The sequence below is a fragment of the Bacillus marinisedimentorum genome, assembly GCF_001644195.2.
Lineage (GTDB): Bacteria > Bacillota > Bacilli > Bacillales > Bacillaceae_O > Bacillus_BL > Bacillus_BL marinisedimentorum.
In genome coordinates this window covers 112,883-124,674 of record NZ_LWBL02000013.1, presented here as the reverse complement: position 1 = coordinate 124,674, position 11,792 = coordinate 112,883, and the positions used below count along the sequence as shown (strand labels likewise).

General features: G+C 47.1%; 10 protein-coding genes. 7 read left to right on the top strand and 3 right to left on the bottom strand.

Annotated elements, in window-relative coordinates:
* Positions 1-409: 409 nt before the first annotated feature.
* Positions 410-844 (bottom strand): ferritin-like domain-containing protein, encoded by a 435-nt coding sequence (locus A4U59_RS04135; protein WP_070119958.1) that lies wholly within the window; start codon positions 842-844, stop codon positions 410-412.
* A 143-nt stretch (positions 845-987) separates the two neighbouring features.
* Between A4U59_RS04135 and A4U59_RS04130 the strand changes: the two genes are divergently transcribed.
* The gene (locus tag A4U59_RS04130) at positions 988-1,506 is read left to right on the top strand and encodes a type 1 glutamine amidotransferase domain-containing protein (protein WP_070119956.1); all 519 of its coding nucleotides are present in this window, start codon (positions 988-990) and stop codon (positions 1,504-1,506) included.
* Positions 1,507-2,054: 548 nt separating this feature from the next.
* Here A4U59_RS04130 and A4U59_RS04125 read toward each other — a convergent pair.
* Positions 2,055-3,455, bottom strand: coding sequence for a hypothetical protein (locus A4U59_RS04125; RefSeq protein WP_070119954.1), 1,401 nt, complete (start codon positions 3,453-3,455; stop codon positions 2,055-2,057).
* Between the two features lie 203 nt (positions 3,456-3,658).
* Between A4U59_RS04125 and A4U59_RS04120 the strand changes: the two genes are divergently transcribed.
* From A4U59_RS04120 to A4U59_RS04105, 4 genes are read left to right on the top strand one after another with little or no spacing between them, the layout of a single operon-like run.
* On the top strand, positions 3,659-4,918 hold the full coding sequence (locus tag A4U59_RS04120; RefSeq protein ID WP_070119952.1) for an MFS transporter: 1,260 nt from the start codon (positions 3,659-3,661) through the stop codon (positions 4,916-4,918).
* Positions 4,919-4,936: 18 nt separating this feature from the next.
* Entirely contained in the window at positions 4,937-5,698 is a 762-nt protein-coding gene (gene liaF, locus A4U59_RS04115; RefSeq protein WP_083270647.1) for a cell wall-active antibiotics response protein LiaF, read from the top strand.
* Between the two features lie 15 nt (positions 5,699-5,713).
* The gene (locus tag A4U59_RS04110) at positions 5,714-6,793 is read left to right on the top strand and encodes a sensor histidine kinase (protein WP_070119948.1); all 1,080 of its coding nucleotides are present in this window, start codon (positions 5,714-5,716) and stop codon (positions 6,791-6,793) included.
* Positions 6,759-7,406 carry a response regulator gene (locus A4U59_RS04105; RefSeq protein WP_070119947.1) on the top strand — a complete coding sequence of 216 codons (648 nt, stop codon included), beginning with the start codon at positions 6,759-6,761 and terminating at the stop codon, positions 7,404-7,406. Before A4U59_RS04110 ends, A4U59_RS04105 begins: the two co-directional genes overlap by 35 nt.
* Before the next feature lie 376 nt (positions 7,407-7,782).
* Here the strand turns inward: A4U59_RS04105 and A4U59_RS04100 are convergent, their stop codons facing one another.
* Positions 7,783-8,268 carry an antibiotic biosynthesis monooxygenase family protein gene (locus A4U59_RS04100; RefSeq protein WP_070119945.1) on the bottom strand — a complete coding sequence of 162 codons (486 nt, stop codon included), beginning with the start codon at positions 8,266-8,268 and terminating at the stop codon, positions 7,783-7,785.
* A gap of 400 nt (positions 8,269-8,668) precedes the next feature.
* Between A4U59_RS04100 and A4U59_RS04095 the strand changes: the two genes are divergently transcribed.
* Both A4U59_RS04095 and A4U59_RS04090 read left to right on the top strand, forming a co-directional pair.
* Positions 8,669-10,849, top strand: coding sequence for a transglycosylase domain-containing protein (locus A4U59_RS04095; RefSeq protein ID WP_070119943.1), 2,181 nt, complete (start codon positions 8,669-8,671; stop codon positions 10,847-10,849).
* Between the two features lie 39 nt (positions 10,850-10,888).
* Complete coding sequence (locus A4U59_RS04090; RefSeq protein WP_070119941.1) at positions 10,889-11,554, top strand: site-2 protease family protein; 666 nt, start codon at positions 10,889-10,891, stop codon at positions 11,552-11,554.
* Positions 11,555-11,792: the final 238 nt, after the last annotated feature.

Here is an 11,792-nt window from a genome sequence, read left to right as displayed (position 1 = left end):
TACGGGAAAGAGTCAGGCGTGCCTGTAATGCAGGTTCGGCTCTGAATATAGGCACGGGAAAGGGTGTTGCGTGCCTATAATGTAGGTTCAGCTTTGAATATAGGCACAAAAAACAGTGTTGCGTGCCTGTAATGCAGGTCCGCTCAGAATATAGGACGGGAAAGAGTCAGGCGAGCCTATATTTTGTTCCTTTCCTTCAATTCACTTTCACCATTCTGCACCACATAAAGCGCCAGATATAGTTTCTTAAGGAACATTTCCAGGGCTTCACTCTTCCATTTTCGGCCAATGCTTGCATGTGCTGTATGGAAAAAGAACCGTTTTTCGGAGGATCAACAATAAAACTCAACTCACAATTTCCATACAAAAAAGCCCGCCTTCTTACTGGCGGGCGTTTCTAAAGAAACAATTATTTGAACAACGGATCGTTCAGGATTCGCTCCATTTCTTCCTTATGAGTCGTTTCATCTGCAATCATGTCTTCAAGCTTTACAACGAGTTCGGTCAAGCCAAGTTCTGAAGCTTGCTTTTTGCGTTCTTCATAACGGTCGATCGTGTCTTTTTCTGCATTAAATGCTTGCTCCAGCATTTCTTTTACTTCCGTTACCTGTTTTACTTCTTTCGGAGTTGTCGTCGGGGTTCCGCCCAATGTTTTGATCTTTTCAGAAAGATAAAGGGCATGTCCCTGCTCATCCGGAATTTCGCTTTCAAAGAATGGCTTTAATGATTGGCGGTGGATTCCGGAAACGACAGCGGCATTATACGTATACATGATCGTTGCGGCATATTCATTCGCCAGGTCTTCGTTGAGTCCGTCAATTAATTCTTTCATTTTTTGATCCATTACAAAATCACTCTCCTAAATAATTTTGTCTCCACTAGTAAAGATACCCTTTTTCAGTTATTTAAAACGGACCTGGAGTTTATTCCAATCAGCATAGTGGTAACAAATAAAGGAAGAATTTTTTACAATGGGAGGACGGTAAAATGAGTAAAGTCGCAGTATTGCTTGCTCCTTATTTTGAAGATGTCGAATATGAAAAACCAGTGGAGGCGCTCAAGGAAGAGGGCCATATTATAACAGTGATCAGCAAACAGCAAGATGAAGAACTAAAAGGAAAGCAGGGGAAGGTGACAGCGACAGCCGATTCATCCATTGATAATGCCTCCCCGTGTGATTTCGATGCTCTTCTTATTCCGGGCGGGTTCTCCCCTGACCAGCTCCGCGCTGATGAAAGGTACGTCGATTTCGCCAGGCACTTTGTATATAAAGAGAAACCGGTGCTGATGATCTGCCATGGGCCGCAGCTGCTTATAACAGCAGAGGTGCTGAGAGGCCGTAATGTGACCGGGTACAAGTCCATTCAGACCGATTTGAAATATGCAGGTGCTAATGTGTTTGACGAAGAGGTGGTCGTCGACCGCAACTTTGTTTCAAGCCGCAATCCGGCTGACATTCCGGCATTTATTGAAGAATCGAAGAAGCTTTTGCAAGAAAAGGGATAAGCAGTGATACCGGTCCTGATTGAGGGCCGGTTTTGTTTTGGTATTTGGGAATACTGGATTCCGTGCGTCCTGCATTGGATATTTAGCTTAGTATGTGCACTGAATGATGCTTCAGTGCACATACTAAGGCCAATTCAGCTGATTATCTGCACTGAATGAAGATTCAGTGACTATACTAAGCTTATCCAGCTGATTAAGCGCACTGAATCATGATTCAGCACCTACACCAAGCCTATTCAGCTGACTATGGATACTGAGCCGAGGAGCTTCCCTGCATTCCGAGGAATCGAATGCCTGCAGCGGAAGAAAGGGGAGAACTCCAGAATAGTCTATTCGCTTTCAGGTAAGGGGTGGCTTCAGTTAAATTGGGACCAGAACTTACCCAAAGAAAACTCGCCAATCATGTGGCGAGTTTTTGCTTTTTTATATACAAATATCAATGTAGAAACGTTTGTCACTTCAACATAAATGTCAGGATGGAAACCAAAAGTGGATGAAGCTGACGTTTTCCGATGCCATGAAACGCTTTATTCCGGAACGAGAGCTATTCAGATTAAAAACATCGCTGCAATCGTCGTCACAACAAGACCGATCAAAACTGGAGGCAGATTGCGTCTTGCCAGTTCGAATGGATCGACACCGCAAATTGCTGCAGCAGGTATCAATGCCCATGGAACTAGGGTGCCGCCTCCGACCCAGATGGCTGAAATCTGGCCGAGGGCTGTCAATACAGCGGCACCAGACCCGATGGCCAGCGAAAACAAGTGGGCGATGGAACCTGCCAGCGAAATTCCGGAAAAGCCTGAACCGTCAAGCCCGGTAATGGCACCTACAGTAGTCAGGGTGACCGCTCCGACCGGCGCGTTCATTGGCACATTTTCGGCAAGGGCCGCTCCAAGGTCATTGACAATCCCCTGTGACGCTTTCGGCAAATAATCGCCGATGGTTGCAGTGAAACCTGCATCGCCCAGGTAGAAGAAGGCGGCAATCGGAATGACAGGGCCGAATACTTTGAATCCGAATTGGAAGCCTTTGATCAAGTAATTTGTCACTTCTTCAAGACCTTTATTTTTATGGGCAGCAAGTGAAATCAAAACAAGGATTAAGATTGCGGTTCCGCCGACAAGTGAAGTCGCATCACCGCCCTGCAAATTGAGAAAGAACATTGCCGCAACATCGAGGAGAAAAAGGACAGGCACCAGGACAGCGAAGAACTTTTTGGCAGAATCGGATAACGTGCGGACGGTTTCCCGGTCCTGCCCCCTTGTCGTCTCCAGCTCATGGATTCCAGCCTTCAGCACCCCTTTTTTCATATCTTTCCGCAAAAAATAAAAAGCAGATACAGTGGTGACGGCACCCATTATGAAAACAAGCGGGATGCTTGCCTGAATGACTTCACCTACAGGAAGGCCTGCAGCATCGGCAGTCAGTTTCGGCGCTGCCTGAATAATAAAATCACCTGACAGGGCGATGCCGTGGCCGAACAGGTTCATTGCCATTGCCGCACCGAGTGCCGGCAGTCCCGCACGGATGGCTGCTGGCAGAAGAACGGCTCCGAGCAGTGCGACTGCCGGGGAAGGCCAGAAAAACCATGAAATGACCATCATCAAAATTCCGATTGTCCAGTAAGCGAGTGCCGGAGTCCGCATCAGCCTTGTGAACGGTGAAACCATGACATCATTGATTCCTGTTTTCGTAAGAGTATTGCTCATGGCCACAATGATCGAGATGACCAGAATCGTAGAAAGCAGTTCAGTGATAGCATAGATGAAACTATTGAAAACGCCGCTGACTGCTCCGCTCAGCGAACCGGTGGCTGTCAGGGCAAGAAGAAAGATGCCGGTGATGCAAACGAGCGTGGTATCTCTCCTGAATAACATAAAACCGATGATCAGTAAGATGAAACTGACATAAATCCAATGCAGGGATGTTAAAGCAATTACTTCCATGGTACCCCTTCCTTTCACTATGGCAAATGAGGCATTCACCTATTGCAGGATATGCACTGGATAGGGCTCCTGTGATGGTCGCTCTTGCAGAAATCCGTCTCTAGACGGAGGTTTTTCCCGACTCTGGTTCGTATCTGGCAGGGGATCGTACCGATAAAATAAAAGCATGAGGAACTAAATATGAAAAGGAAGGTGGGCATCGAATGAAGCAGGAACAGGCGGTGTCAAGGTTAGATCCCATCACTGCAAAGAAGGAAAACCCATTTGCCGATCGTAATTTTTTATATCTGTTTATCGGTGCGCTGTTTTCTTCTCCGGGATACTATGTATATTTGATTGGCAGTGAGTGGCTTATGCTTTCCATTACGGGGAACCGTTTTTATTTCGGTATGCTGTTTGTCGCCGCATCTATACCAAGGCTGATTTTTATGATGTACGGCGGAGCGGCGGCAGATCGGCTCAACAAGCGGACCATTTTATTCATATCAGATTTGTCCAGGGCTTTTCTGGTGTCCGTTTTACTTGTACTTGTCTGGCTTGATGCAGCTGCCGCCTGGCATCTCATCGTGTTATCGGTCTTTTTTGGCATATCCGACGCGTTTTCGCATCCAAGCATGAATTCGCTGGTTGCTGAAATATTGCCGAAAGAATCGCTGCAGCGCGGGAACGGCACACTGCAGATGACACAGCAGTTAAGCCCGATCATCGGGCCGGCTGCAGGTGGAACGCTTATCGTGACAATCGGGTTTAAAGGGATTTTCACTGTTGCAGCTGTCATACTCGTTATTGCCGCCTGGACAGTGGCAAGGATTAAACTGGTACAAGAGGAAGGGACTCCAGAATCGAAGAAAGGCATATTTCATGATATAAAACTAGGATTCAATTACGTTAAACAGAACAACTTACTGCTGTCAGTCATGTCGATGGCATTCCTGCTGAATTTTTTCATTACCGGGCCGCTTTCAATGGGCATTCCGCTGCTGGTAAAAGACGTATATCAGGAGAATGCACTCGGGCTGACGGCGATGGAAATGGCGTTCGGCATTGGTGCGCTTGGCGGCGCTTTGCTGATGACTGTGATGAAATCTGTAAAAAGGCCGGGGCTGCTCGTGTTGTATGCCTTGTTGGTTCAAACTGCGCTTTTTACACTGTTGGGCGTTGTCCCGTCGCTGCTGTTTGCGGTTCCATTATTATTTGTCATCGGCATTTTGATGCAGGTAGTCAATATACCGATTTTGACCGTTGTCCAGTCGAAGACAGACCCGCGTATGCTTGGCAGGGTTATGAGTCTGTTAATGACGGTAGCCACCGGGCTGGTGCCAGTCTCGTATTTGGTCACCTCTCTCATAATCGGAGCTGGGGCCGGAATTGGTTCTATCATTTTTTTTGCCGGCCTGGCAGTCTGCATCGTTTCCATTCTGTCATTCAGCCTGAAGGAACTCCGCATATTCACATATGATTAAACAGGAAAATGAAGACCGATGCGGAATTTGTATATAGGCGGAAAGAGGGAGATTAAAATGGGCGGACTATCAATTGGTAAATTATTCGCAGCTTTCACTTTAATCGGATTCGGAGTGCTGCTGCTGCTCGTGAATATCGGCATTTTAACAGTGGAAATAAGAGAGCTTCTCATATTCTTTTATCCGGTCATCTTTATTGCGATTGGATTGAGTTCACTCGTGCGGGTAATGCGCAAATCAGGCGGAAGCTGGTTCTGGGGACTCCTGTTCCTATCCCTGGGGATGCTGCTCATGCTTGACCGGCTTGATGTGATTTCGTTCACGTTCGGCATGGTATGGAAACTTTGGCCGCTGCTGCTCGTTTATTTGGGCATCAAGCTGTTTTTTAATAAAGGTGGCATATATGAAAATACGGATGCAGGCGGTTTCCCAATCGGTGATATAAAGTATGATTCGCCAAACTGGCCAGTGGAGCCGATGAATGTCTGGAATGCTGTTGGAGACTATCATCTTGATTTCACAAAAGGTTTTTTGCCGGACAAAGAAATCCCCATCAAAATTTCAGGATGGGTCGGCGATGTAAAAATCCTGATTCCTGAGGAACTTGAGTTTGCAGTTGATGCACATGTTAAAGCCGGAAGCATAAAGGTACTCGGTCAAAGTACCGATGGTGTGAACCGGGATTACAATTTCAAAACACCAGGTTACGATGAAGCTACGAGAAAGCTGACGTTCCGGGTCAAGTTGAAGGCCGGTGATATCCGGATTGACAGGGTATAGGAAGGGGCGGAGTGTATGCTGAAAAAAATAGCCAGTATCCGCTATCACATTTTACGTATGCATGTCTTTGCCGCGATGGGGACCGGCATCTTATTTTTTGTTGGGCTGCAGTTCGCTTTACTGTTCATGCCGGCCAATCCCCTTGGGCTTTCAGCCATTTTGTGGCTGACGGGTTTGGTTTTCATCGCAGCACTGGTGTCGGGCATGTATGCAGGATACACAAGCAGCCAGCCGCTGAAAGACCGTTTGGAGAAACTGTCCACTTTTATCACTGTCCTCTCAAGGGGAAATCTTTCGAGGCGCATGGAACAGGATCGGAGTGATGAAATCGGCCGCATGTCCGTTGAATTAAATGGTCTTGCTGAAAGGATCGACAGCCAGGTGCAATCGCTGCAGCGGCTGGCGGATGAAAAGGCTGAGCTCGCGGAAGAAGCACACAAAGCAGCCACGATTGAAGAGCGGCAGCGGCTCGCCCGTGATCTTCATGATGCGGTAAGCCAGCAGCTGTTCGCTTTAAGCATGATGTCATCTGCTGCTCTCCGGATTTATGATATGGATGGACAAAAGGCAAAAGAACAATTGCAGCAGATTTCGGATATGGCCGCGCAGGCCCAGGTGGAAATGCGCGCTCTCATGCTGCACCTGCGGCCAGTCCATCTGAGCGGGGATACGCTTTGGGATGGACTCGAAAAACTGATCGGTGAACTGAAGGCGAAATGCACCATCGATTTTCAGGTCAGTCTTGGCAGACAGCCCAGGCTCTCAAGGGGAGTCGAGGATCATCTGTTCAGAATCATTCAGGAGTTTCTTTCCAACGTCCTGCGACATGCGGAAGCACAGGTGGTCAAATTGGAAGCGGCATTGCAGCAAAAACATTTATACATATACATAAGCGATGACGGAAAAGGATTTGACTTTCAGATGGAAAGAAAAACATCCTATGGTCTAAAAACGATGCAGGAACGGGCCGAAGAAATCGGTGCGTCTGTCAGCCTGAAATCCCAAAAGGGGCAGGGAACATATTTAACAATCCGGGTACCGGTAAAGGAGGAAAAGGAATATGGGGAAGCCGATTCGGATAGCGGTCGTGGATGACCATGATATGGTCAGGAAAGGCCTGCTTTCCTACTTGATGACAGAGCCGGATTTTGAAATCGCCGGTGAAGGCTCGAGCGGACGGGAAGCGGTACAGCTTGTAAAGGAGCAGCGGCCGGATGTCGTGCTGATGGATCTGCTGATGGAAAACGGGACGGGGGTCGAAGCTACAAAAGAGATCATGACTTTTGCACCTGAATGCAAAATCATCATCATCACAAGCTTTTATGATGAAGAACAAGTCATTCCTGCAATTGAAGCAGGTGCATTCAGTTACTTGTTGAAGACGGCCAAGGCCGAGGACATTATGGACGCGATAAAAAAAGCTGTTGACGGTGAATCTGTTATTGAGGCGCGGGCGGCTACAACGATGATGAACCGGTTTCGTTCCTCTCAGCAGAAAACGCTCCATGAACAGCTAACCAGAAGGGAGTTAGAAGTCTTGCAGTGTCTCGGAGAAGGGATGACAAATCAGGAAATTTGTAATGAATTATTCATTGGGATCAAAACCGTGAAAACGCATGTAAGCCATATTTTGAGCAAGCTGGAAGTCCAGGACAGAACGCAGGCTGCAGTGTATGCCAACCGGCATAATATCACAAGGAACACGTGAACTTGAAATCGGACGGGTCTGGCTGCTGCTGGCTTTCAGCGGGGACGGCGCTGAGCCTCCCCGCAATCTCCAGAATAACCTGCTGTCATTTTTGCGGTTTAAAAAATCGGCTCTGTTAAACGCTAGTGTTGATTTCCGTTGCAGGTACTCGCTTTCAGCATAGGCACAAGGGCGACATCAGCTTTTCTTCGGTCAAACTCACTGTGACCTGAACCTTCTTCATACCTTGAGTTAGTAATATAAAATTACAATTCACTTGAAACTTATAAGGAAAAAGAAAAGACCAAAACATAAGAGATTTGGTCTGCTGATTAGTATGACATTTGATATGTTTTTTACTGGGAAACAATTGCTTAGCTGGTTGCATCCCGTCCTTTCAATTCGATTTCGGTATGACATATTCAGAGGAATAAACAGGACTTTTCAATACCGACTTATCCTCTTTTGCAAGCGGGAAATCAGGGTCCTGCGCTGACCAGGTTGTATACGCCCCTTCCGTTTTCCATACAGTAACTACAATATACGTATCCCCTTTTAAAGGCCTGAGCCCGCGCACGGCAAGAAGGGCATCCTCCTTCATGACCGCATCGGCTTTCTGGCTCACCTCGTCTTCAAAAAGCGGACGGCCTTCATCCCGGACCGGAAAATGGGCGAGTACGGCAAATTTTCCTGCAGAAAGCTCTCCCTTTGACGCAAATATGTCATATGAATAACCGCCTTTAAACAGCGTATTTCCCCCGGTTTCATGAAGCAAGACCGCACCGGTGTCTTTCAAAAGGAGAAGCATCGACTCTTGTTCATTTTGTTCCTTCATCTTTTTCAAAAATGGATAAGTGCCATGGGTAATATGAAGTTTGTCCACATTTTATCCTCCTTCACGTAGTCTCTTATTAGTTTACCTTTTTTAAGAGGGCGAAAACCCTGATAAACTGAACATAATAGTTCAAAAGTTGTCGAAAATAAGATAAGATGGAGTGTATTCTTATTTTAGGCATCTGGATTTGTGTTTTGCCGGAGTGCCTGCTTTTCTTGATGTTAAGGACATTATAAGTTTTTTGCATTGTAGATAAAAAGCGAGAAGGGAGTCATCCAGCTCCAGGCGCCAGCGGCTATCGTCATAAGCGGTGATCCCCTCCGGAAGGAAAGATCACCTTCCTGCGGGTACTCCCGCTTATGCGTACGCCGCTAAGCGGGCGCCTTGCACTTTTGGACCTGCCGGATAACAAAACCGGTAATTAACAATTTAAAGGAGTAGGAACAGCATGATGAGAAAAGTCTTAATCGGTGCTGTGTTTGCCGCATCAGCCCTATTGCTGGGTCTGGCCGGTTACATCATCATCATTTTAGCCGGGGAGTACGTCATTGACGACAAAAAGCTCGTCATGGACTCCACCTCTGAAATTGTTGACTCAAAAGGGAACCGCATTACGAAAATCTATTCTGTCAATCGGGAACTCGTTCATATAAATGATATTCCAAAGCATGTGCAGCATGCATTCATAGCTGTGGAAGATTCAAGGTTTTATGATCATCCGGGCATTGACGCCCAGGCGATCATGAGAGCGCTGTATAAGGATATTCTAGCCGGCCAGAAGGTGGAAGGCGGCAGTACGATCACCCAGCAGCTTGCCAAGAATGTGTTTCTCTCACATGAAAAGACATTACTGCGCAAAACGAAAGAGGCTGTCATTGCCATTAATCTTGAGCGCAATTACAGTAAGGAAAAACTGCTGGAAATGTATTTGAACCAGATTTATTTCGGTCATGGCGCATATGGGATCCAGTCTGCCGCAAAGCTCTATTTTGATAAGGATATATCGGAGCTGACAGTCGATGAAGGTGCGTTGCTGGCCGGGCTTCCAAAAGCACCGTCGACGTATTCGCCTGTCAATCACCCCGAAAAAAGCAAAGAACGGCGCGATCTTGTTCTGGCCCTGATGGAAAAGCACGGCTACATTGAACCAGAGCAGGCCGTCCGCAGCCAGGGAAAGACGATTTCTGTATCCGGGCTTAAAGAAAGACAGGATGCGTCCTATACTTCTTATATTGATATGGTATTAAAAGAAGCGAATGAAAAGTATCACTTATCTTATGAAGAAGTGATGACCGGCGGCTATTCGATTAAAGTGCCGATGGATGAAAAAATTCAAAGGACCGCTTATAAGCTTTTTCAAGAAGAAAAGTACTTTCCTGGATCAGATGAACATGTACAGGGTTCATTCGTCCTGCTTGATAATAAAACCGGCGGTGTATTGTCTGTCATAGGCGGCCGCAATTATGTCCATAAAGGACTGAACCGAGCGGTGGTGAAACGCCAGCCCGGATCGGCGCTGAAACCGCTCGCCGTTTATGGGCCGGCCATCGAGGAGGGCAAATTCGGACCATACAGCATGCTTGTTGATGAAAAAAAGACGTACGGGAAGTACACACCCGAAAACTATGATAGCCAATATGACGGCGAAATATCGATGTATGACGCCATCGTCCATTCAGACAATGCACCCGCCGTATGGACGATGAATGAAATCGGCATCGATACAGGGAAAAAGTACCTCGAGAAAGCGGCGATGCCTGTTCCTGATGAAGGGCTTGCCATCGCTCTTGGAGGGCTTAACGAAGGCGTCACGCCGCTGCAGCTAGCCGGTGCCTACCGGGCTTTTCCGGCAGAGGGCGAAGCGATTGAACCGTTCTTCATTCTCGAAATTTATAATCGCGACGGCGAAAAACTTGGAGAGGCTGATCCTGAAACGAACAAAGTGTTTTCAAAACAGACAGCCTGGTACATGACGCGCATGCTTTCATCCGTTGTCGAGGAAGGGACTGCGCGGAAGGGTTCATATGATGGGGCGCTTGCCGGCAAAACGGGCACCACCTCATTTTCGGGAGTGGAAGGTGCTGCGGCGGATGCCTGGTTCGCCGGATACACCCCTCGTGTAACAGGAGCACTTTGGATGGGGTATGATAAAACCAATAAAGACCAGCACTTGAAAGAAGGCAGTTCCTACGCAGCGGTCCTCTTCAAGAAAATCCTCACGGATGGCGGTGTGAAAAGGGAAACAGCATTTTCAAAGCCTGATGGTGTAGATGATCTTGAGAATCCGATCAAGCTTCCGGAAATCGATGACCTCACAGTTGATATGTCATTTAAAGCCCTGAGCCTGTTTACTGCAGAACTGTCATGGACGCCGGCTGATGATGAGCGTGTTGTCTATCATATATATGAAGTGAAAGGCGGTACCAGAAATAAAGTGGGGACTGTGACAGGGTCGGGTGATTTTACAGTTAAAAATGTCAATGTCTTTGACCCGCCCGCCTATATTGTGGTTCCTTATAATAAACTGACCGATTCAGAAGGAAAACCTTCTAATGAAGCTGTTCCAAAATATTTTGATCCAAGGTGGGGAGGCAGCAGGCTCGGCGAACTGAGGGACAAAATCTGGTGAACGTAATCATGAATTTGAGAATGAAAAGGTGGGGCAGTTATGGATTTTTTCTTTTTTGACCTGGAGGATTTACCTTATCTTTTAATCACACTTGCAATCGCCTTTTCGGTCCATGAATTTTCCCATGCGTATGTCGCTTACAAGTTCGGCGACCCGACTGCGAAGGACCAGGGCAGGCTGACATTGTCGCCGTTCGCCCATCTTGATTTATTCGGGACGATTATGATCTTGATAGCAGGATTCGGGTGGGCGCGTCCTGTTCCGGTCAATCGGTTTTATTTTAAAAAACCCCGCCTTTCCGGAATACTTGTGTCGGCTGCCGGGCCCCTCAGCAACCTGTTCCTTGCCGCAATGGGGTTTGTACTCTGGTATTCAATGATTGTGACCGGCCTCGAGGAGACCCTGTCAGCAGCTGTCTCTGATATCTTGTATCAATTTTTAAATACGTTCATCTATTTGAATGTCATCTTATTCGTCTTTAACCTGCTCCCGTTTCCGCCGCTTGACGGATATCGGATCGTTGAAGACTTGTCGCCGCCGGATATTCGGGCAAAGCTGACACAATATGAATCCTTCGGTATCATCATTTTTCTGTTTCTCATTATAACGCCGCTGTATCGCTATACGATTCAGCCCATTTTCAACCGGGTGATCCCAGCGGTTACCGGTTTCCTTGACGGGATGTTTTCAGCTGTTTTTTTCTGAGGCAAAACACCGAATGCACTATGCGTTTGGTGTTTTTTGTCTATTAGATGGACAAACGGCTCAAGATATGATTTGAGATGCGGATTTATGATATAATTCACCTGCGTGCGGAAAAAATGCTGTTTTTATAATAATATTGGACACTATTTTCTGATCATAGACAGATCGATCGGCACGGGTGTGCGAGACTCCGGAAAGCCCCTGGCAGGTATGAAAAGCGCTCGATTTTGACGGCGCA